This window comes from Pseudomonas sp. Bc-h (assembly GCF_002080045.1).
Taxonomy (GTDB): domain Bacteria; phylum Pseudomonadota; class Gammaproteobacteria; order Pseudomonadales; family Pseudomonadaceae; genus Aquipseudomonas.
Genome location: NZ_MUIN01000002.1, coordinates 223,575 through 245,091, shown reverse-complemented (window position 1 = coordinate 245,091; position 21,517 = coordinate 223,575). Strand labels below are relative to the sequence as shown.

The window sequence follows — 21,517 nt, the reverse complement described above, 5'->3', positions numbered from 1 at the left end:
ACCTACTTAAAATAATTGACGATCACAAGCAGCCGCCTAGCAATCGGGGATAACGATCCGTGAATGGCGAGCCTCAGCCCGAGGGGTACACGACGTGAAAAAGCATTTTAAATGGGCTCTCGCAACGGCAGCGATCACCATGGCTTTGCCATACTTTGCCCAAGCGGCGGAATTTCCTGTTCCGAAGGGGTTCCAGAGTCAGTTCAAAACCGTAGACGGTATCAAGCTCCACTACGTAAAAGGCGGCTCCGGGCCTATGGTTTATCTGGTCCATGGCTTTGGCCAGGCGTGGTACGAGTGGCACAACTTGATGCCAGAACTTGCGAAAAATCACACCGTAGTAGCAGTCGATTTGCCAGGGTTGGGAGAGTCGCAGCCGCCTAAAACCGGGTACTCCGGTACTGCCGTCTCGAAATACCTGTTTGATCTTGCTACGCAGCTAAGCGGCAACCAGCCGTTTGATCTGGTCGCGCACGACATCGGCATCTGGAACTCGTATCCAATGGCAGTGACACATCAAAGCCAGATCAAAAAACTAGTGTTCATGGAGGCGCCGATTCCCGATAAGAGCGTGTACGACTTCCCGGCCTTCTCCCCGGAAGGTGAATCACTGGTCTGGCACTTTAGCTTCTTCGCCGCGGACGATCACATGGCCGAAACATTGATCACTGGGCATGAGAAATTCTTCCTCAAACGATTCATTCAGTCCCATGCTGCCAAGATGGATGCGTTCACGCCCAAGCTGATTGATCTATACGCCAAGTCTTACGCCAAGCCCCAAACGTTGAATGCGTCGTTCGAGTATTACCGCGCCCTGAACAAGTCGATTGCTGAAAACGCTGAACTGTCGAAAACGCCCTTGAGCATGCCGACATTGGCAATCGGCGGTGGTGGACGTAACGGCTTAGGGCAGTTTCAGATTGATCAAACAAAGAAATATGCAACTAACGTACAAGGTGAAATCTTGCCGGGTTGCGGGCACTGGTTACCAGAAGAATGCTCTGCTGGGTTGAATGCGACGGTGGTCAAATTCCTGAATAACTGACGGTATTGTGTCCAGCTGGTCAGGAGTGCGGTCATGGGCCACTCCTGATCAGTGCCACCGTTTATATCAACTGTTGCAGTGACAAATCTCGAGGTATTTGGTGATGTTGTGCGCGGAACCCGTGACGTCGATGTCGTTTCTAGACTCAAGATTGAGAGCTAAAAAATCATGAATGCAGAAGAGTTTCGCAAGTACGGTCATACACTCATAGATTGGTTGGCAGATTATCGGAGTGGCATTGCAGAGCGACCCGTACAAGCTTCCACGCAACCGGGAGAGGTGCGCGCTCTGTTGCCTCAATCACCACCCGGCCAACCAGAGCCCTTCGATGCAGTGATTGCTGATCTTGACACGGTAGTGCTACCGCATTTGACGCATTGGCAACACCCCGCATTCTTTGGCTACTACCCCGCAAATAACTCACTAGCCGGCGTTCTGGGCGAGCTCGTGAGCACGGGGCTCGGAGTGCTTGGCTTATCTTGGCAGTCTTCTCCTGCGGTGACAGAGATCGAGGAGGTGGTAGTCGACTGGTATCGCCAAATGGTCGGGCTCTCTACCAGCTGGGTCGGAGTTATCAATGACACGGCTTCGACGAGCACCTTAGTCTCGCTGATCTCGGCACGCGAGCGCTCTACAGAATATGGCCTGGCTCGTGGGGGGCTTCAAGGGGAGTCTCGGCGGCTCATCGTTTACGCATCAGCCGGTGCTCATTCCTCGGTGGAGAAAGGCGCTCTGCTGGCAGGTTTCGGACGCGAAAACATCCGCTTAGTACCCCTTGACGATAAGCAGGCCATGCGCACATCGGAACTCAAGCGCATGATCGAAGCCGATCTCGCGTCAGGTTATTGCCCTTGTGCTGTGGTTGGATGCCTTGGCGGGACTGCCACTGCGTCGATTGACCCTATCGGCGAGATTGCTGACATCGTTCAGGAGTATGGCCTGTGGTTCCATGTTGATGCCGCTATGGCAGGTGCTGCCATGATCCTGCCTGAATGCAGATGGATGTGGGAAGGCATTGAGGGGGCGGATAGCGTTGTGATCAATGCGCATAAGTGGCTGGGAGCGCCTTTCGACTGCTCGCTTTACTATGTCCGCGATGAACAGCATTTGTTGCGGGTCATGTCCACTAATCCCAGTTATCTACAGTCCTCAGTTGACGGGCAAGTACGGAACTTGCGTGATACGGGCATTCCGTTGGGGCGCCGGTTCCGAGCCTTGAAAATGTGGTTCCTCATCCGCGAGGAGGGCGTTTGCGGACTGCAATCGCGCCTGCGTCGTGATATTTCCAATGCGAAATCGCTTCAGGAAAAAGTCGCAGCAATGCCGGGTTGGAAAGTTCTGGCGCCAGTGCAGTTGCAAACCGTGTGCGTCCGATACGAGCCTCAAGAGGTGAATCCAGAGGCACTTGACCAATACACCCGTGCCTGGGTGGATGATCTGAACCGATCTGGAGAGGGGTTTCTCACGCCTGCAACTATCGATGGACGCTGGATGGTTCGCATCTCTATCGGAGCACTGGAGACTGAAGCCGATCATGTGGACGCAATCTGGGAGGCAATGCAACGACATGCGCAAGCGCAATTGAAGCGGTATGTCAGTTAGTAAACATCAAGGCCTGATTTGAATGGAAAGTTGGTAAGGGGGTAACGCTTCTCCAGTAGGTAACTCGAGTGCATTTGAGGCCCGGCGCAAGTCTACAACCACTGAGCACACCTCTCTGGCTGCCAACTGGCAGGTCGTCCTGATGGGGGCGCTGGTAGCGATGATGACTACCGTGTCGTTTTATACCCTGAAAGGCTACACCCCGACATTTGGGCGTGAAGTCCTGCATCTCACCCGGGTTGAAAGCCTGGCAGTGACCTTCTTCGTGGCGTGCGCAAGCTTTGTCTGGCTACCATTGAGTGGCGCGGTATCCGATCGTCTGGGCAGGTTGCCCGTGCTGCTCACTTGCACGCTGCTTGCAGTGCTGACAGCCTACCCGGCGATGACCTGGCTCGCTGCAGGCCCTTCTTTCGAAAAACTCTTGATCGTCAGCCTGCGGCTGTCCGTCCTCTAAGGTCTGTTAAATGGGGCGATGATTGTCTATCTCATCGAAATCGTGCCTGAGTCGCTGCGCACACTCGGGTTTTCGGTCGCGTACAGCCTTGCAGCCATCGTGGGCGGGTTCACTCCAGCGATCGATACATGGTTGATTCATGAAACAGGCGATCACGGTATGTCGGGGGCATGGATGGGAGCGGCAGGCCTCGTGGCATTACTGCGACACTGGCACTGCGCCGCTACATGAGGAGCAAATGTAGTCACGCGCTGATTGGGGATCAGACAGCCGCAGCGACCAGCGCGATGACGACTCGCAATTAGTTGACAGTTGCGGTAATCGTTAAGAATGGGCGTGCAGACGATAGACAAGTTACATATGCCTACCGACCCCACCAGCAAGTCGATCATCCCGGACATGAGGGTAAATCCGATGGAAAGCTTTGGTCTGCTGTTACTGCGCAACGCTTGGGACTGGCTCGCGGCTGGCGATCGCGTGTTACTGGCGACTAGCGTGCGAACCTGACGTTACTCGCCACATCCGGTGGGTTTGATGATCGCCTTGCGTAACGACGGTCGCGAGATCGGGAGCGTGTCCGGCGGCTGCACGCGGGCAGAAACGCGGTTAATGTCATCGACGGCAGGATGCCCAAAGCCTCGGAGGCCTTGTTGAAATTCTTTGTCTCCACGACCCGGCTAAAAACCTGCATCACTTGCAAGTGGTCTATCTCGATCTCCTAGTCGACTAAAACGAGTCGGTTTCCGTGGCTGAAGCTGGCTAGTAGGGACAATCGAGCAATGTTAGCTGTTGATACCAGCGTCAGCGGAAAGCCGAAAGCCGAAAGCCTGGGTGATCAGCTCAGAATGATCAGCGCCGTGTCGACCAGCGCGATCATGTCGGCTCTGCTGACACCGGTTTTGCCCAACACGCGCATCCCCTGTATATGGCCAACCAAAAAACGCGCCTTTGCTTGTTCATCACCTTCCTTGAATTCCCCGGCGGCCTGCCCACGGATGACCGCACTCGCATACAGTTGCTGAGTGCGTCGGAACATACGGCCTGTGAGCCGCGCAATCTCCGGGTCGTGAGCGGCCATTTCACTCGCTACCGCGACCACCAAACATCCGCGTTTTCCAGCTTCATCTGCGCAGGCGTAGGCGTGGCGCGGTAACGATTGGCGAATGGCGTCTTTGACAGTGCCTGGTTGCGACAGAATGTCTGCAGTAGTCTTCAGCCCTTCGGCCATATAAATTTCCAGCGCTGCGAGCAGGAGGCCTTTCTTATCGCCAAAAGCCTTGTACAGGCTGCCGCGGGACAGCCCGGTGCCTTGAATGAGGTCGGGGAGGGACGCGCCCTCGTAACCTCGATCCCAGAACACGTTCATCGCGTCCCGAGCCGCGTCTTGCAAATCGAACTGCCGCGGGCGGCCGAGATAGGCTGACTTGGTCATAGATCATCCCCGTAAATGAGCGAGCATGCTAGGAACCGGATAGTTCCAATGTCAACGGTATGCCGCTCACTCCATGAGATGAACGTCAAATACTGACCGGCTATTCCAAGCACCAGAACGCACTCGGACGTACGAGAATATTATACTACTCAATACATAAGTTATTGACTGCGGCAGCAGGTTTCTGATTAATTATGTACTGATCAGTATTGATCTTCGGATCAATTCGGACCGTTGTCAATAAAACAGGAGTGCACGACATGGTATCAACTTCCGTAAAGAAAGCCTTGGTGTTGGGAGGTAGCCGCGGCATTGGCGCTGCTATCGTGCGACGTCTTTCCAGCGAGGGCATGCAAGTGACTTTTACCTACTCGGCATCAGAAGAACGAGCCAAGTCACTTGCCGAGGAAACAGGAGGCGATGCTGTTCGGCTGGACAGCAGCGATCGCGAGGCGTTGATCGCAGCAATCGGCCAACAGGGTGCAATCGATGTGCTTGTCGTGAATGCCGGTGTGGCAGTCGCCGGTGATCCACTGGGGATGGATCCGAACGAGGTCGATCGCTTGTTCAGCATCAATATCAACGCGCCTTATCATGCCGCCGTCACGGCCGCACGGCATATGCCCAACGGTGGTCGGATCGTCTTTATCGGCTCCACCAATGCCGACCGTTCTCCAATGAACGGCCTTGCCGCCTACGGTGCCAGCAAAGCTGCGCTTAAAGGTATGGTCAAAGGCCTCGCTCGGGACTTTGGTGATCGCCAAATCACGGTGAACGTTGTCCAGCCTGGCCCCACCGATACGGACATGAACCCGGCCGGTGGGGAAATGAAAGACTTGATGCACAGCTTCATGGCCATTAAACGCCATGCGCATGTTAGTGAAGTGGCCGCGATGGTCGCTTGGCTGGCATCCCACGAGGCAGCGATGGTTACCGGAGCAGCGTTGACAATCGACGGCGGGATGGCTGCCTAATGAACTTTGGACTAGTCAGCTAAGGGGGCTTGGGTTTTCGCAGTCGTGTAATCTGAATTCGTTTCAGACGCTAAAATGGCAATAAAGGAGAAACCAATTCTTGCGGATAGCGGGTAAGAGGAGGCCCGGCCTGATTTCTAAAAGGCATGCCTGTGCAGCCTTGGTTGGGGCAAAGTAAAAATCCCGCGACATACCTCAAAACCGCCGAGGCTGGATTACAGCGTCGGCGTCTGATTCTATGTCATCGTAACTTCGAACGTTTATCCGATATCCCCCCGGGTGGGAGGGCTTGCAGTGGTCGGGTTGGCCAATTCATTGAACACCTGTCGCCATGATAGGTTTCTGACGTTAAGTCAGATGCGGTAACCCTGCCCAAACGTGCCAGAGAACGACTGCTCTTTTTCGCTCCCACGAGTCTTCTGCGCAATCCGCTTGAGTGGATTACACGGAGTGGTGGTGTGTTCAACAGCGCGCCAGCCGTTTGCCGAATCTGCAATTTCTCTTTTCCCTAGCGCGAAGCTGGGAAGGCTTTAAGAGATGCAGGAAATATCACGGGTGGTTGACTTAGGATTGGATGCCAGTGGATTCCAGACCCGTGAATCCAGTTGCGATCCTGCGAGGGATGGCTATTTAGATTTAGGGGGCGAGGGGAGTAGAGCAGATGGTTCGCAATCCAGACTTTGGGCAATTTGATAAAGCTTCTCAAGCGTCAGGTTCACCTCACCTCTTTCAATGCGGCCCATGTAGCTGCGATCAACCCTACACATCAGTGCAAGGCTTTCTTGAGAAATCCCTCTGAGCTTTCGAGCGCCTTTGATTTTCTTGCCCAGCTCCTTCGCCAGATCCCACATAGCTGCCTCTTCTACCTGAGGCGGCACTATCTTGCGTTTGCGGACAGCCAGGCCACGGACTATAATCCGTATTTCTAGATTCACAGCCTCTCTTCACACTCAGTCCGGGAGCCAAATCATTGGCCAATCCGACAGAGCAACTTGCTGGTTCAGAAGTGAGGGCGTTGACAGATCTCAACTCGTGCTGCAGCAGGGAGCCAGCCAAACTCACGATGGTGTATCAGTGATATACGTGCTCGACCCCGCACGCCGCTCAGTTGAAACCCGGTCCCATTGCGAAGTGGAGGGCCTTTGCTTTCTCGCGACGATCACTTCAATTCATACTGGCAAACGGGATCGGGCTGCGATCGTACGTTGCGCCTATGAGCTCCAGAGCTATTTGAATTTTGCGAAGGGCGTGGTCATTGAAGGAGTGCAGATGTTGTGCCCTCCCGATTTAACCGGCCGACCGGCCTGGAGCTTGGAAACGCTGGTCCAGATTGTCTGTTTCAGGGGTGTTGATACCGAGGATTCAGCGGTGGTTTACGAGACCTCCATGGGGACTTACAAGCTTGGAGAGCTGGACCTTCGTAGGAAGAAGACGCGCCATGTGTGGTACTCAGAGCGGCACCTTCGCGCTCATAGCCCACGAGTGTCAAACCACACTGTTGACATAAGCGAGCCGCAGCTCTACGGCTCAATGTTAAAGGATCGCGCCTGAGATATTGCGTGTTGGACTCTTTCAAACCTTGTTGATCAACCCGTTGCTAGAGGGGATTCAGTGGCAATCCTGGAGCAAGCTGCAAAAGCCCTGAATGACGCCAAAACCATTGTGTGCTTTTCCGGCGCAGGCATCTCGGCAGAGAGTGGTATCCCTACCTACCGTGACGGGATGACCGGGCTATGGGCAGGTCACTCTCCTCAACAGATGGAGACAGCTAAGGCGTTCCGACAAAGTCCTCGACTTATTTGGGGATGGTATCTGTGGCGAAGGCAACAGGCGGCCCGTGCACAGCCTAATGCTGCTCATCTGGCGCTCAGCCAACTAATTCGCGGCGAGCAGCCAATCCCAATCATCACGCAAAACATAGACGATCTACATGAGAGAGCGGGATCACTGGAGGTCGTGCATCTGCATGGCAGTTTATCGTCTTCGAAATGCTTTGCCTGCCATCGACCAGCCTTGGTGACGCCAGTTCCCATTCAGGAGGAGGGCCTTCTCGTCGAGCCACCGCGGTGCGTTCACTGTAACGGGAAGCTGCGTCCAGGGCACGTGTGGTACGGGGAGGACCTCCCTGCGGGCATCTGGAAATCATCCGTATCACTGGTAAAAAATTGTGACGTTTTGCTGTCCGTTGGAACATCTGGAGTGGTCACGCCCGCTGCCAACCTTCCAGGGATTGCACTGTCTGCCGGCGCCACGGTTATTCACGTTAATACAGATGACGTAGGCTCAGGCGCGCCCAATGAGCTCATGCTCATTGGCAAAGCGACTGAAATCCTCCCACGGCTGTGCTCACCCTTAGTTACAGAGGAGCATGCTTGATGACGACGACTCATGAGCGAACACGCGGCGTCGTGGATGCGGGAGAGTTTCTTGAAAGGCTTTCGAAAGACAGCTCTCTGCCTCGCCCGGTGAGGCTTGAAGCCAAGCGCCTGCTCCGTCATTTTCCCAGCGGGCAGGACATTTCGCGGGCCGGTCGCCTAGAAAACATCCGACAGCGAGCCATCGATGAGCTGTTGGGTAACGGCGTGGAGTTACCTCCTGTCCTTAGCACTTGGCCGATCAGCGAGACGTTTTTCTCTGGCGATGGCGACGAGGCCGCAACCATCGTTACGATGCGGATCTAGAGAACCGGTTATGTACAACAATTACTCTATGGTGGACTGGTGCTCATCTTGGGCGCTGGTTGGCGGGAACGTAATCTGTGTTTCGTGTATGAAATGGCAGACGCTTTCAGAGGCGCATGAAGGCTTTCCTCACGACCTGACATGTAGGGTAAAGGATGAACTGACTCGTTATCCGTGGGTAGAGCTCCATCAGATTCTCGACAACGACCGTGGGTAATCATCGGCCTTAATTTGAGAATTCTGAAGGTGTGTTCGCTGGCCGCGTACGAATAGGAAAATTCCTGTGACGACCGATTTACTCTGAATGTTGGTCAGGTTGTTCAGGATGGATCGGTACCGAGGGGGAGGGCTTAGGTCCAGATGGAAAGCTTCAAAAAAGACAATACATGTGCCTCAGTCTTATCTGAGGCAGTGGATGAGCGAAGCAAAGGCCCTAACTTACAGGTTGTTGGTGCCGCATGAAAAATGTGAGGCCTGGAAGCCATTATCACCAAAAAACATGCCAAGCTCGAGCACCGGTACACCTATTTCTCCGGCTCAAAGATAGTGATGAAACAGAACGCTGGCTTTAGATCGTGATTTTAAAATACCTGCAGCTTTATCGATCACTTACGTCCCGCTTTCGCCTTGGGTACGTCAAAGCAGGCCAGGAAACAGGGTCATGATGGAGTGCCCAGAAAGCCTCATCGAGACCTGACTGTTATCACCCATCGCTATCAACCCCTCTCTTGCCATCTGGCCGAGTAAATCACGTGTTGTTGATTCACTAAGACCCAACTTGGCTTGGATGTCTGAATATTGCATGGGGCCGGACTCAAGAAGGCTGCGGTAAAGGTGAAGGGCTTCGAGGCGTAGAGTCGGCAGCGATTTACCGTCGGCCCTCGGAAGTCCGGAGCATTGACGCATGTGAAAGTAGTGATCGATACGTCGGTTAAGCGTGCGAGGTTCCAAAAGCGCGCTGACGAAACGCGCCTGCTCGAGCGCGATACTGATGAAGTACTCGGTAAATTTGAGCAGCCCGCGGTCGGAGAGAGCTCCTCGGCCGTCTAGATCGCCTTTACGAACATGGTCGGCAGCTCTCAAGGCAGCATAATATGCATCCGCGTCTCCACCGAATCCGCGGCTCATTGACCACAGTCCGTAACCCTTCAAACCGCCGGCAGTTAAATACTCGTCGGTGAAAAGGCGCCCCGTCCTTCCGTTTCCATCGATAAATGGGTGCAACCAGAGTAAACGATGGTGAGCTCCCGCAGCAGCCAGGAGCGGCGCCAGCCCATGTAGCCGGTTCAGCCGATAAGCATTTTCGAACCACGTCAGGTAGGTCCCGATTTCATCCGCGTGGGGCGGAATGTGAAGGCCCACCTTTACACCTCGAGTTCGGTACTCACCTGGTGCCAGTGAGGCAGGTTCGCCATCAGCCCCGACCTTGATAAGCAAGTGCTTCGCGGGCAGCCCCGTATAGAGCTCGCTATGAAGGCGCGAGATGGATTCGCGAGTGCAGATTGCGGCCGCATCGATCGGATCCTTAGCCAGACGGAGTTGAGCGTCAGCGTGGTGTTTGATTTCCAGTAGGTCCGGCGCCACCTCCGCATCTTTTGAATCATTCTGAGTACACAGCAAGTCGCCGGGCGACGCCCGGTTTCCCTCGATCTTGTTGCTGTAATACGAGTTGGCCAAGCGTTGCAGGCGGATCAACGGTAAGCGCATCGGTTTAGGGATATTTGCATTCAGTGAGGCGTCAAGGTGCATGAGCTCGAGAACGGCGTCCTTGAGGTCGCCGGGCGCGCGGTCTTGCGTGGTGAATGGAGTTAAAGCCATTTGTCCACCATCATAAGCGCACAGTAACAAATTCGTATCCGTTCGCACCAGTTCTCACACGAGTAGAAATGGTGCAGGCGTCGCAAACCACATCAGCGACGGTCTCTATCTCGGCTTTGCCGACAATCTTCATGGTGACCTCATCGCAAGGGGCGAAGGCGAAAGCTTCTCTTGTCAGAACTAGGTCGCTTAGCCAGGATCCGGGGGACAGACAGTGTAGAAATGAGCGGAACATCGAACAAGTCTTTAACAGCGAGAAAAGCCACGACTCTGAATAGACCTACGAGATATTCTTCAACCTGAGCGCAGAGCAGGTCGACCTTTTCAATCTGACAAAGACACGGATGACTTACCAAGGCACAGCAGATACGCCGCGGCTCAGTCGAATTTCCGCCAATTCACATAGGCGGAAATTGGAATATAGGAGGAGGGTGGTCGTCAGCTTTCAGGTTGAGAGGAAGTGGCGGTGTGTATTCCTTTTTCCAATGTGCAGGCTGCCAACATGGCGCAGAAGCTGCTCGACGACTGGGGCTATATACACTGATGCAGGTACTGCCGACCTACTACACGAGCGGATCGACGCGTGCAATCAAGATTAGTAAAGCAGTAATACGGATGCGCCACGTCTTTCGACAACGACTTCAGCAAGCAGGCAGTCAAGCGGGGATGGCCTTGGCTGCGTTGTTTTACCTTGGAAAAAATGGGCTGACTAAATAGGTCGCAGATAAGATCTGCCAACTTGCTCAGTGTTGAGGAGTTCAGGAAGCTCATAGGCTGTAAAATGCCTGGATGGATGCAATCTGGTTTAACGAATTCTGGTAGGGAATCGAAAGCTCGATAGAGACCGTGTCCGGGAAAGGCTGGCTCATTCGTCGGTGGGCAAGACTAAGTGATCACATGCGTACAGCCTTGCCTAGCAAGGAGTTTCACATTTGTGCAGGCGCGAGGGTCGTCGACGCGTGGGTATGAGCGAGGAAGTTTTAAAACGCGCAAGCAATGATTAGTTCCGGTACTAAATACGGAAGCAAAACGAAGAACTGGTGAGAGCTATCGGCAAGGAAAAAACTGGTGGAGTGTTCGGACTAGAGTATCGGATGCATGATTGGTGTTACGAGCACCCCGTCGTGCACGTCAAGTTTTGAGGAACTCCAAGCGTAAGCGGTCAGGAGAAACTTATCCAAATCATAGGCTTGGTCGTGCCACCACACGCCGTAGTATGTCGCGGCGAGGTGGAACAACTGATGACATTCTTTCTATTCAATTGGGCATTAATTATCAGAAGCCGAATACCCCTAGGAAGTAATAGGATGGCCCCGAGTTCGGTAGGAAGCAAGAACCCATTCGTCATGAGCTTCGGAAGGAAAGAATCGGTGCGGTGCGTGTTACGAAATTTTGGCCACATATCCACTCAAATCGCGGAAGCAATTCGTTGGTCAAGTGTAAGACGCGCCAGTGCTCACGATTACTTCACGTTCCGAATATAGAATTGCTTCCGAGGACTTCAGTCGAAAGGCAAGAGAGACGAAGAGGACGTGCATGATTTTATGGGATTTTGGTAATTCGTGGACAAGTCCAGCTTTTAGGTACAGGTCACATATGGAGACCGGCGACCTGAGACATAATTTAACATAATATACATTATACGTAATAACATATTACAGTTCAGGGTGGCAGTCCTCTTGTCGAGATTGCTTAAAGATGCGAAATCTGTGACTGAAGATGCGAAAGCCTTAAAAACCAGGGCCTTGATAAAATTTGCTTGCTCTGGAGATCAAGCCGCATCATTTTTTAAATTTGCGAAACCTCATGTCGAAGTTATCGCTCGCAACGCTCAGGCCATGCCTCAGTCAGACGCTCCATCCATTTTAGCTTACTCATGGCTACTGCCCAGGTCCTCCGTCGGGATGGGTTTCCCGATCTGATCCAGCAGTCCTCGGAAGTGACTTGTAGGACGTTTGCGGAACTAACTTCTAGACTGCGGTATTTTCCCTCCGAGTCCATAAATTACTTCCTACCTCGGTAGCGTCCCGACCCTGTCATCCGCAAGCGTCGTGTTTTCTCTCCGTCTTTACAAATCACTCCCTGCCGCGACTGAGTCCGGCCCTCGACGTGAATTAACCTGGAAGGTGGTAGTTTTTAGATTTCCAGATGTTTACAAGCAGCAGGGTTCACGTTTCGGACATCGCCGAACGGAGTTGATGGGCAAATTAGTGAACGGACCAGCAACAGCGAGCTTGGAGCTGTCTTCTATTGGCAGCGGTTCAGCTGAGATCGGATCCGCATAGCATAGATAGCGCAAGCCAGTTGCCTTCCAGCGGCAATCAGTCCTGAGATTGAGGCGACTAACAGAGGCCCTAAGCAAAATGCCGAAGCGCCAGATGAAGGTGCACCCGCTAAAGGAGGCACCTTCCTTCAGGCTTCATGGAAGACTGTTCAGACGCTTTAATTCCGCTTTGATCCCGTTGAACGCGCCTAGCACAGGCGCGAAATAGATCCTTGGTGCCTGTTTGGCGGCCTTGAGAAATTCCTCGATAAATGTCCTTTGCATAGCGTTCACTCCATTCTCAACTGTGGCGAGTGTACATATAGCAATTTCGGTTGCTTCTTGCCAAGACACGTGTTCGACACCAAATGCATGCCTGCCAGCTTCGGAACATTGCCCCCTCTTCTGACTGGGCACATTGTTTTTTTGTCAGCTAGGTGATTTTGACGCGACGCAGATGAACGTTCATCTGCGTTAACAGATTGAGAAATGCAGCAGAGATATCGGCATGCATTTGAACAGCGATCAGAGCGAGTTCATCGTGACCTTGAGCGGAGTAGAGACCACTGTGCATGTGTAATATCCGATAATTGTCAGACCCGGATATTGCATCTCTGCGCTCTGGAGCTGATCCACACGTCGCTCCTTCATCGTCCTCCCAAACGATCCTAAGTCTACGCCTTCGACTCCGTGCCCGCTTTTCGACACATAAGCCCGGTTTGGCGAACTCGGCTTCAGCTTGCTCAAGCAGAAATAGCTTTACTCAATATTAGATGGCATTTCTCTGCGAAAGCTTGGCTTATCCGGATAATGAATACACCTTCAATCGGTGCTCTGTTCAATAAAGTGCGGCTTGTCGGCACGCGTTTCTATAGACAACAATCGGATGTCATAGCGATTTCAATACTCTATCCACCTGCTGAGATAGCAGCACGAAATCTCCCCTCAACAACTTCCCGTCGAGCTTGAGGACTCGCCCGTCGGCAATCACGGTGTTGACGTCTGCGGGAGTTGTGGACTGAACTACGGTCGCGAACGGGTCATTGTTCGGGAACATCCCCAATCGGCGCGTATCAATCAGGGCAATATCGGCACGTTTCCAGGCGTGATGGAGCCTAGCTCTGATCCAAGTCCCATTGCATCGGCAGCGCCCTGCGTTGCCCAGTAAAGAACATCTCGGGCAGTAAGAGCCTGCTCGTTGCCACTGACACCCACTGCCAGATTCAGCAGCGTCTGCATTACCATGAAGGGATTGGCATCGCCGCTGAGCACCAGTGTGTCGATACCCTGCGTCAGAGGGATTTTCGCCTGATGCAGCGCATTCACAGGAGCGATGCCGTATCCGACGCGCATTTCAGTCAGCGGTGTAAGGCAGACCGAAGCTCCGGACTGAGCGATAGCGTGAATGTCCTCAGCGTCGACGTGAGTGGCATGGACCAACTGCACGCTGGGCCCCAGCAAGCCTTTGCGTGCCAATTGCTGGAGCGCTTTTGCTTTCTGTGCCTGCGCTGTTACGGCGATATGCGTGGAAAGCGGCAACCCTCGAGTACCGGCGAACGCGAACTCCGCTTCCCAGATCCTGCGCTCGGTCCGCTCGGGACCACGGATAGCCAGACCCAGATCAAAACGCGAAGAGGAGACTGATTGAAACTGTAACTGAACCCGCTCAATATCGGCGAAATCTATAGCTGCGCTGGGTGCCAGATCCTGAGGATACCCGTACCAGAATCGTCCACGCAGCCCGCTCTCGAACATGGCCTTCAACTCTGCTTGGGCGAACGCGGGGTTGCGCAGGTTGTGTGCCCAGTTGTTGACCGTCGTGATACCTGCGTTCATTGCCTCCATTAGGCCCATTTGCACACCCAGCGCTGCCATTTCAGGGGTGAAACGTTTGCTGATCGCCACCTGTGATTTGAAGAATGCCTCGCCACCTGGCGCAGGTGCGCTGTTGCGCAGAATACTGTTCCAAAGGTGCCAGTGAGCATCCACCAGGCCCGGGATCAATATCATTCCCGTTGCATCAATGAGTTCGGCGCCCTCTCCTTGTAAACCTTTGCCGACCGCCATTATTCGCCCTTCGCGAATCCAGACATCCGTGTCGGGCGCAGCCGCAGTATCTGGCGTCATCGGTAGTACCGTGGCATGACGGATGATGCAGTTAACGGGCCGGTCCAACGCTGGCATGACCGCTGTGCTGACGGCAGGCAGCCCGAGGCCGGCGCCAACCACCGCCCCCAGTTTCAACAACGCTCTGCGATTCAGGCTTGCATCCAGGGGCATTCAGGCCTCCTTCGAGTGATCGTCAGCGTTTCGAACGTGCGGACATCAATGACTTGCCGACAACCGCAGGTACGGCTTCACGGTTTCCCAGATGGTCTGGGAGCCGAATCTTGTAAATCTTGAACGGCAACTGCAGGGCGTTCACTCCGTTCGGACCCCGGTTGGAGGCCATCCGCGCGCTCTGCGGGACCGGAATGTACAACTCACGCTGGTTGGAGATGATCATCGCGTCAGGGTTCCACAGCCGTGGGTCTTCCACTGCAACGCGCAAGGTCCCGTCCGGTGAAAGCACGGTAACGCGCGGTTTGTCGTATTCGCCAAGGTAGAGGTTGCCTGCGCTGTCGATGGCGGTGCCGGTGAGCGCCCCGGTGTCGTAGACGAACTCGACTTTTTCACCCAGCGCTTTTTCGGTTACCTGCGTGTCGCGCAGCGCGGCGGTCGGGACTTTCCACAGCGGGCCGGTCAGCGGCTGGTAATACAGCCATTGCCCGTCGGGACTGATTTCCAGTGGGTCGGAATGCACCTGATGATCGCTGCCATCCGGCGTCAGCAACGGTTGTGCGCCCTCCCCCAGCGGACGTCGCTCGGGGCTCATTTTGGTTGAAGGGTGATCGGCAAGCCGCCGCAATGCCGCGCCTGTTTTCAGGTTGACCACGATGATCGCCCCCAGGCCCGAGTCGGTCAGATAGGCGTGTTCGCTGTCCAGCCGCAGGTCATTGAGATTGGCACCCGCTGGCAGCACGCTTTCAGGCAGCGTGATGGAACGCAGCAACTTGCCGTCGCGGGTGTCGAACTGCAGGATTTTCTGCCCTGGGTTGATGCCGTGGCGGCCTGCGTCTTCGCCTTGGTCGATTGCCCACAGCGTATCGTCGTCGAAGATGTGAATGGTGTTGATCTTGACCAACGCATGAGCGCTGGATTTGCCCGACTGCCAGTCGTTCCACGCACCGCCGGGAAACGGCTTGAGCGTGCCGTTGGGCAATACCTCGGCAATCGAGGGTGTATTTTCAAAGCCAGGCCAGCGTGGCAGCCCTACGAAGAGACGCCCGCCGGACGTCAGCCCGACGGCGTTGCACAGCCAATCCAGGCTTGCGACCTCGATCAGCGCAGGGCCGGATTTGATCAGCGAGGCTGCCTGGGTGAGATTGCTGGAGGCCAAGGCAGCGGCGCCGCACGCCAGCACGGTCGCTTTGCAGAAATGACGTCGATCAAGCATGGATATCCCGTTTATTGTTTTCACTGAAGGCTTTCACTCAATGTCCTGCCGAGGCGGTTTGCCCGATGACGGGCCCCGCAGCGTCAGGCACCGTGTCATCCGGCCGCCGCAGCTCACCGACGATGAACATGTAACTGATGAACGCCCCGGCAGCGTTGAGCGCCACGTACACCAGAGCACCGTTGAACGACCCCATCGATTGCACCATGTAGCCGATCACCAGCGGCGTGACGATCCCCGCGACACTGCCAAAGGTGTTGAAGATCGCGCCATTCATGCCTGCGCTGCGCTTGGGCGAAACGTCAGAGATGATCGCCCAGCCCAGCGCGCCCATGCCCTTGCCGAAAAATGCCAGCGCCATGAACAGCACCACCAATAGATCGGTCTGCACGTAGTTACACAGGATCATGCTCATCGAAAGGGCCATGCCGATGTAGATCGGAATCTTGCGCGCTCGGGTCAGCGAGACGCCTTTGCGCAGCATCCAGTCGGAAACCATGCCGCCGCCGATGCCGCCGATGAAGCCGAAAATCGCCGGCACCGCAGCCAGCAGGCCGGCATTGAGAATCGACAGGCCGCGCTGTTGCACCAGATACACCGGAAACCAGGTCAGGAAGAAAAACGTCAGGGTGCTGATGCAGAACTGGGCCAGATAAATGCCCAGAAACATGCGCTGCCCCAGCAGGTCACGAGCACTGGCCCAGGTCTGGGCCCAGCTTTGCTTCTCGCCGGCCGAAGCGGGACGTTCCTGCAGATTGGCTCCGCCGTCGCGGATCGTCTCCAGCTCCTTATGGCTCAGGCTCCCATGATCCACAGGCGCCTTGATGCGGATGATGAACACGATGCCGATAAGGACGCCGGCCACGCCCATCACATAAAAGATCCATGGCCAGCCCCAGCGGGTGGAAATCCAGGCCAGCAACGGCGTGAAGACCACTGCGGCGAAGTACTGTGAGGCGTTGAATATCGCTGTCGCCGTGCCCCGCTCCGCCGTCGGGAACCACATCGAAACGATCTTACTGTTCGACGGGAAACACGGTGCTTCCGCGGCGCCTACCAGAAAACGCAACGCGAACACGGCAAAGAACGCCACGCCGACCGGCATGATCGCGACGGTACCGATGGCGGCCGTAAACACCGACCACGCGACAATGGCCAACCCCAGCACCTTGACGCTGCCGAACCGGTCAATCGCCAGCCCTCCCGGCAACTGCAGCAGCATGTAGGCCCAGGCGAAGGCGGAAAACAGCCAGCCCATTTCCGCATGGCTGAGCCCCAGCTCCTGAGAAACGCTCGCCCCTGCGATGGACAGCGTGGCGCGGTCGCCCTGATTAACGATCATCATGATGAACAACAGCACGATGACTTCGTAACGGCGGTGCTCGGCGATGAAACGCCGCAGAGAATCTATTTTTTTCATTGTGTTCTCGATAGCAGACAGCTGGAGTCATGGAGCGATCAGGCCGCTCCCCGTTGGCGGTTGCTCCGCCTGGACGACACGATCAAGCACGGGTCTCGCGAATGATTGCGTCATGACGCCTGCGCACTTCCGGGCGCAAGGCCGTGCCCAGCCCCGGCAGCGTAGGCGCCAGTGCATGACCGTCGACGATTTCAGGCAGATGCGTGACGAGGTCGCCATACCAGGTGGAAAGCGATGCGCGAACCACTTCCTGAAGCACAGCGGTCGGTGCATGCAGCCCTATCTGCAGGCCGGCGAACAGCGCGACAGGTCCGGTGCAGTCATGAGGAGCCAGCGGTTTGTTGTAGACCTGAGCCAGCGCGGCGATCTTGCGTGCCTCGGTGAAGCCACCGCACCACACCAGATCGAGCATCAGATAGTCCATGGAGCCGGCTGCCAGCAGATCGCGATAGGCGACGCTGCCACCCAGGGTTTCGCTGGCACAGATCGCCACGCGAGTGCGATTGCGCAGATCGGCCAGCGCCTTGGCATCGTCCATTTTGCACAGAGGATCTTCCACCCAATAGACGTCGAATTCTTCCAGCGCCTGACAGATACGCAGCGCGGCCGTGCTGTCCCAGAGGCTGTGCAATTCACACATGATCTCTATCCGGTTGCCGACGGCCTGACGAATCTGGCGAAATGCTTCAACGCCCTGCTTCACCTCGGCAAGACTGATGGTATTGGCCCCCGCCTGACGAGCAAAACGATCGAACGGCCAGATCTTCATCGCCGTATAACCTTCTTCGACCAGGCTTGCCGCCAACGCGCCCGCATCGCGGGTGAACGCCAGTTGATCGTCGTAAGGACCCTGAGCGCGATCGGAGTTGGTGATCTCACGGCGGGCACCCTGCTGGGTGTTGAACTCATAACCGGCGCAGGTGTTGTAGACCCGAATGCGGTCTCGGCAGGCACCGCCAAGGGCTTCATGGATGGGGATTCCGTGCCGCTGCCCCTTGAGATCCCAGAGCGCGATATCCACCGCGCTGGCGGCACGGATCTCGGCACTGGCGCTGTGGTAACCGACATAAGGCGTTGTCAGTTCCAGCGAGATCGCCTCGATCTGGCGCGAGTCGCCGCCAATCAACCCCGGAGCGATGAGTTCATGGACAGCGGCTTCAACGGTGGCCGCGCCGCGAAAGGTTTCACCCAGCCCGATCAGACCCTCATCAGTTTCGATTTCCAGCCAGATCAGCTTCGGGCGTTCAGGCAAACGCAGGGTTCGTACGCAGGTTATCTTCGACATTATTATTTTCCAGATCATGTGAGGCGCGAATGGGAGCGCTACCATCTCTGGTCAAAAATATAGCTTATGTTCAGTTGTAGGACAACATACGATCGGCACTTTCGATTTCTGCTGGAATGGTAGCGTTATCATGGAACGGATTCAGGAGCCGACGTTTCAAGAAAGCTTCGAGGTGCTGTCCCGATCTATCAGGCTGAAACCGATGTCTTTGATGACTTCAACGTCGTCTGCCCCATTGAGCCGCTCAAGCAACATCAGCGCTGCGCTGTCGCCCATCTGCTGGCCGTCGATGCGCACTGTCGAAAGCGACGGGTACGTATATGCCGCAAAATTCATGTCGCCAAAGCCCATCACCGCCAGCTTCCCAGGCACAGAAATTCCACGAGCGGCGGCTTCGGTGAGCACGCCATGGGCGATGGTGTCGGAGGTGCAGACAATCATAAGCGGGGCGTCGGAGGACAAAGCGCCGCTGTCGATCAAAGCAACGAGCCCCGCACGACCATGAGCCAACGTAGGCAAGCCTTCCCAGACCTGGCGCGGTACATCGACGATACCCTGCTCGCTCAGTGCACCGAGAAAACTGTCGGCGCGGCGCAGCCCGCGGGGGTCATTCACCGCCAGCAGCGCGAACCGGCGATAGCCCTTGCCAAGCAGATCGCGAGCAACGTCGCGCCCGACTTTTTCATGGGAAAACCCCACGAGCATGTCGATAGGCTCGCTGCTCAGGTCCCAGGTTTCCACCACCGGTACTTTCGACGCGCGCAGGCGATGGCGGCTGGCCGGGGTATGCAAGGTGCCGGTGAGGATGATGCCGTCAGGGCGACGGCTGAGAATGACTTCCAGCAGTTCCTGTTCGTGCTCGGTCTCATAGCCGGAAACGCCGAGCAGCACCTGATAACCCGCCTTGGTGAGGCGCTCGTTGATCGCCTGAAAGGTGTCGGAAAAGATCGGGTTGGTGACCATCGGCAGCACCACCGCCACCAGACGACTGCGACTCGATGCCAGAGCGCCAGCGAGTCGGTTGGGTACATACCCGGTCTGATCGATGGCGCGCTGCACCTTCAGGCGGGTTTCGCTGCGCACGGTTTCCGGCTGATTGAGGCAGCGGGACACCGTCATCGGCGCCACGCCCGCCAGCCTCGCGACATCGCCCAACGTGACCCCGCGATTGCCGCGGCCGTTGTGGTCCGGTTTTTTGCCCGTCATTGTCTGCCTGTCCGTTCGCCCAAGTTGCGGGGCGGATCGTACCAGTCGAGAGGTCTTTGAGGCGAGCGAGCCAGAGGCACTACATGCAACGCTGTGGCCTTATCACCTCAGGCATGCAACGCCTGGTCGATCGCAGCCATCAAACGCGGGTCATCGGCTGCCACGTCCGGTGCGAAACGGCCGATCACCTTGCCGTCGCGGCCGATCAGGAACTTCTCGAAGTTCCACAGCACTTCCTGAGGGTCGCCGCTCTCGATGCCATAGCCTTTCAAGCGCTCGCGAAATGGCCCGTCACCGGTGGCCGATGGCTGGGCCGAAGTCAATTCGCTATAGAGCGGGTGCTTGTCCGCACCGACCACGGAGATCTTCGAGAACAGGGGGAACTGCACGTTGTAAGTCGTCGAACAGAACGACTGAATCTCGCTGTCGCTGCCTGGCTCCTGCTCCTTGAAGTTGTTGGCGGGAAAACCCAGCACCTCCAACCCTTCGCCACGCTTGTTCTGATAAAGGCTCTCGAGCCCCTCGTACTGTGGGGTCAGCCCGCACTTGGACGCCACATTGACCACCAGCAGAACCTTGCCTTTGTACTGGCCAAGGTTGCCGGGAGTGCCATCGATCTGCTTCAACGGGATGTCATACAGTGAATCACTCATGCCTTTCTCCTTGAATGTTTTTATCGGGTGTCGTACGCATTCCAGCTTAAAGCGTACGACCGATAATTTCCTTCATGATTTCCGAAGTGCCGCCGTAGATCCTCGCGACCCGTGCATCGACCCAGGCCCGGCTTATCTTGTATTCGCTCATGAAGCCGTAGCCGCCATGCAATTGCAGGAACTCGTCCAGCAACTTGCCCTGCATCTCTGATCCCAACAGTTTGGCCATGGCGGCAATCTCGGGGGTCAGCTCGCCTCGCATGACTTTATCCAGGCAGTCATCGACAAAGACCCTGAGCATGGTCGCCTGAGCCTTGGCTTCTGCAAGCTTGAACCGGGTGTTCTGAAAATCCAGCACGGGTTTGCCGAACACCTTGCGCTCACGGGTGTACTCGATGGTTTCTTCTAGCAAGGTATCGATCGACTGGGCGGCCCGAATCGCGATGATCAGGCGTTCCCAAGCCAGTTGGTGAGTCAGGTATTTGAAGCCCATGCCCTCCTCGCCCAGCCTGTTACCGACCGGCACGCGAACCTGATCGAAGAACAGCTCCGAAGTGTCCTGCCCCTTGAGCCCGATCTTCTCCAGCAGACGCCCCTTGGAAAAGCCCGGACGGTCTTCTTCCACACAGATCAATGTCAGCTCTTTGGCCGCAGGGTCGAGCTTGGTCGCCGTGACCATCAGCCCCGCGTTACCACCGTTTGTAATGAAGGTTTTCTGGCCGTTGACGATGTACTCGTCGCCTTCCTGGCGCAGGGACGTTCGCATCGAGCGCAGATCGCTGCCGATACCTGGCTCGCTCATGGCAATCACACCGATCAGCTCGCCGCTCACCATGCGCGGCAGCCATTTGCGCTTCTGCTCTTCGCTGCCGTAGGCGACGATGTAAGGCGTAACGATTTCCGAATGCGTGGTGAAGCCCACCGCAGTCGCGTTCGCTCGTGCCAGTTCCTCAATCATGACCGCCGAATGACCAAAGTCGCCGCCCGAGCCACCATATTCTTCTGGCACGGTCGAACACAGCAGGCCGGTTTCCCCAGCCTTGAGCCAAAGCTCCTTGGGGACGATGCCATTTTTTTCCCACTCGTGCAGGTGAGGCACGATCTCCCGCTCGACGAAGCGTCGGGCCTGGTCCCTGAACATGTTGTGATCTTCACGAAAGACACGGCGCATGACTGTTCTCCCCATCC

At 55.8% G+C, this 21,517-nt stretch carries 16 protein-coding genes and 2 pseudogenes; 8 read left to right on the top strand and 10 right to left on the bottom strand.

The window, feature by feature from the left end:
* Positions 1 to 94: 94 nt before the first annotated feature.
* The 4 genes and pseudogenes from BWR59_RS03220 to BWR59_RS31870 all read left to right on the top strand — a co-directional run bounded on the left by BWR59_RS03220 (position 95) and on the right by BWR59_RS31870 (position 3,755).
* Complete coding sequence (locus BWR59_RS03220; RefSeq protein ID WP_275532520.1) at positions 95 to 1,045, top strand: alpha/beta hydrolase; 951 nt, start codon at positions 95 to 97, stop codon at positions 1,043 to 1,045.
* 168 nt (positions 1,046 to 1,213) lie between these two features.
* Positions 1,214 to 2,647, top strand: a complete 1,434-nt coding sequence (locus tag BWR59_RS03215; protein WP_081564192.1) for a pyridoxal-dependent decarboxylase — start codon at positions 1,214 to 1,216, stop codon at positions 2,645 to 2,647.
* Between the two features lie 109 nt (positions 2,648 to 2,756).
* Positions 2,757 to 3,101: pseudogene (locus BWR59_RS03210) on the top strand (citrate-proton symporter); the annotation flags it as partial.
* A 414-nt stretch (positions 3,102 to 3,515) separates the two neighbouring features.
* A pseudogene (locus BWR59_RS31870) lies at positions 3,516 to 3,755 on the top strand (XdhC family protein).
* 181 nt (positions 3,756 to 3,936) lie between these two features.
* Here the strand turns inward: BWR59_RS31870 and BWR59_RS03205 are convergent.
* A complete protein-coding gene (locus BWR59_RS03205; RefSeq protein WP_081564190.1) occupies positions 3,937 to 4,533 on the bottom strand; it encodes a TetR/AcrR family transcriptional regulator in 597 nt (198 codons plus the stop codon).
* A gap of 260 nt (positions 4,534 to 4,793) precedes the next feature.
* Here BWR59_RS03205 and bdcA point away from each other — a divergent pair, with 260 nt between their 5' ends.
* The gene (gene bdcA, locus BWR59_RS03200) at positions 4,794 to 5,507 is read left to right on the top strand and encodes an SDR family oxidoreductase (RefSeq protein ID WP_081564189.1); all 714 of its coding nucleotides are present in this window, start codon (positions 4,794 to 4,796) and stop codon (positions 5,505 to 5,507) included.
* 626 nt (positions 5,508 to 6,133) lie between these two features.
* Here the strand turns inward: bdcA and BWR59_RS03195 are convergent.
* A complete protein-coding gene (locus tag BWR59_RS03195) occupies positions 6,134 to 6,358 on the bottom strand; it encodes a helix-turn-helix transcriptional regulator (protein WP_081564188.1) in 225 nt (74 codons plus the stop codon).
* Positions 6,359 to 7,118: 760 nt separating this feature from the next.
* On the opposite strand from BWR59_RS03195, the gene BWR59_RS03185 reads away from it, so the two are divergent.
* Together BWR59_RS03185 and BWR59_RS03180 are read left to right on the top strand one after the other, a co-directional pair.
* Positions 7,119 to 7,883, top strand: coding sequence for an NAD-dependent protein deacylase (locus tag BWR59_RS03185; RefSeq protein ID WP_081564186.1), 765 nt, complete (start codon positions 7,119 to 7,121; stop codon positions 7,881 to 7,883).
* The gene (locus BWR59_RS03180) at positions 7,883 to 8,188 is read left to right on the top strand and encodes a BPSL0761 family protein (protein ID WP_081564185.1); all 306 of its coding nucleotides are present in this window, start codon (positions 7,883 to 7,885) and stop codon (positions 8,186 to 8,188) included. Before BWR59_RS03185 ends, BWR59_RS03180 begins: the two co-directional genes overlap by 1 nt.
* 636 nt (positions 8,189 to 8,824) lie before the next feature.
* Here the strand turns inward: BWR59_RS03180 and BWR59_RS03175 are convergent.
* Positions 8,825 to 10,006: a Fic family protein gene (locus BWR59_RS03175; RefSeq protein ID WP_081564184.1), complete on the bottom strand. Its 1,182-nt coding sequence runs from the start codon at positions 10,004 to 10,006 to the stop codon at positions 8,825 to 8,827.
* Positions 10,007 to 10,549: 543 nt separating this feature from the next.
* Here BWR59_RS03175 and BWR59_RS32750 point away from each other — a divergent pair.
* The gene (locus BWR59_RS32750; RefSeq protein WP_230981959.1) at positions 10,550 to 10,723 is read left to right on the top strand and encodes a hypothetical protein; all 174 of its coding nucleotides are present in this window, start codon (positions 10,550 to 10,552) and stop codon (positions 10,721 to 10,723) included.
* Positions 10,724 to 13,346: 2,623 nt separating this feature from the next.
* On the opposite strand, the gene BWR59_RS03160 is transcribed toward BWR59_RS32750, so the two are convergent.
* From BWR59_RS03160 to BWR59_RS03130, 7 genes are all read right to left on the bottom strand, one after another.
* A complete protein-coding gene (locus tag BWR59_RS03160) occupies positions 13,347 to 14,549 on the bottom strand; it encodes an amidohydrolase family protein (RefSeq protein ID WP_081564182.1) in 1,203 nt (400 codons plus the stop codon).
* Positions 14,550 to 14,571: 22 nt separating this feature from the next.
* Positions 14,572 to 15,765, bottom strand: coding sequence for an L-dopachrome tautomerase-related protein (locus tag BWR59_RS03155; RefSeq protein WP_081564181.1), 1,194 nt, complete (start codon positions 15,763 to 15,765; stop codon positions 14,572 to 14,574).
* Between the two features lie 37 nt (positions 15,766 to 15,802).
* A complete protein-coding gene (locus tag BWR59_RS03150) occupies positions 15,803 to 17,185 on the bottom strand; it encodes an MFS transporter (protein ID WP_081564180.1) in 1,383 nt (460 codons plus the stop codon).
* A gap of 82 nt (positions 17,186 to 17,267) precedes the next feature.
* A complete protein-coding gene (locus BWR59_RS03145; protein ID WP_081564179.1) occupies positions 17,268 to 18,470 on the bottom strand; it encodes a mandelate racemase/muconate lactonizing enzyme family protein in 1,203 nt (400 codons plus the stop codon).
* Positions 18,471 to 18,626: 156 nt separating this feature from the next.
* The gene (locus BWR59_RS03140; RefSeq protein ID WP_081564178.1) at positions 18,627 to 19,676 is read right to left on the bottom strand and encodes a LacI family DNA-binding transcriptional regulator; all 1,050 of its coding nucleotides are present in this window, start codon (positions 19,674 to 19,676) and stop codon (positions 18,627 to 18,629) included.
* Between the two features lie 107 nt (positions 19,677 to 19,783).
* Complete coding sequence (locus tag BWR59_RS03135; protein ID WP_081564177.1) at positions 19,784 to 20,329, bottom strand: glutathione peroxidase; 546 nt, start codon at positions 20,327 to 20,329, stop codon at positions 19,784 to 19,786.
* Between the two features lie 46 nt (positions 20,330 to 20,375).
* Positions 20,376 to 21,500, bottom strand: a complete 1,125-nt coding sequence (locus tag BWR59_RS03130; RefSeq protein ID WP_081564176.1) for an acyl-CoA dehydrogenase family protein — start codon at positions 21,498 to 21,500, stop codon at positions 20,376 to 20,378.
* Between the last annotated feature and the right edge of the window lie 17 nt (positions 21,501 to 21,517).

Coding starts and splice junctions, on each gene's coding strand:
- BWR59_RS03135 (WP_081564177.1), bottom strand. CDS start 20,329: ATGAGTGATTCACTGTATGACATCCCGTTGAAGCAGATCGATGGCACT.
- BWR59_RS03205 (WP_081564190.1), bottom strand. CDS start 4,533: ATGACCAAGTCAGCCTATCTCGGCCGCCCGCGGCAGTTCGATTTGCAA.
- BWR59_RS03215 (WP_081564192.1), top strand. CDS start 1,214: ATGAATGCAGAAGAGTTTCGCAAGTACGGTCATACACTCATAGATTGG.
- BWR59_RS03195 (WP_081564188.1), bottom strand. CDS start 6,358: ATGTGGGATCTGGCGAAGGAGCTGGGCAAGAAAATCAAAGGCGCTCGA.
- BWR59_RS32750 (WP_230981959.1), top strand. CDS start 10,550: ATGCAGGTACTGCCGACCTACTACACGAGCGGATCGACGCGTGCAATC.
- BWR59_RS03160 (WP_081564182.1), bottom strand. CDS start 14,549: ATGCCCCTGGATGCAAGCCTGAATCGCAGAGCGTTGTTGAAACTGGGG.
- BWR59_RS03175 (WP_081564184.1), bottom strand. CDS start 10,006: ATGGCTTTAACTCCATTCACCACGCAAGACCGCGCGCCCGGCGACCTC.
- BWR59_RS03155 (WP_081564181.1), bottom strand. CDS start 15,765: ATGCTTGATCGACGTCATTTCTGCAAAGCGACCGTGCTGGCGTGCGGC.
- BWR59_RS03130 (WP_081564176.1), bottom strand. CDS start 21,500: ATGCGCCGTGTCTTTCGTGAAGATCACAACATGTTCAGGGACCAGGCC.
- bdcA (WP_081564189.1), top strand. CDS start 4,794: ATGGTATCAACTTCCGTAAAGAAAGCCTTGGTGTTGGGAGGTAGCCGC.
- BWR59_RS03140 (WP_081564178.1), bottom strand. CDS start 19,676: ATGACGGGCAAAAAACCGGACCACAACGGCCGCGGCAATCGCGGGGTC.
- BWR59_RS03180 (WP_081564185.1), top strand. CDS start 7,883: ATGACGACGACTCATGAGCGAACACGCGGCGTCGTGGATGCGGGAGAG.
- BWR59_RS03150 (WP_081564180.1), bottom strand. CDS start 17,185: ATGAAAAAAATAGATTCTCTGCGGCGTTTCATCGCCGAGCACCGCCGT.
- BWR59_RS03145 (WP_081564179.1), bottom strand. CDS start 18,470: ATGTCGAAGATAACCTGCGTACGAACCCTGCGTTTGCCTGAACGCCCG.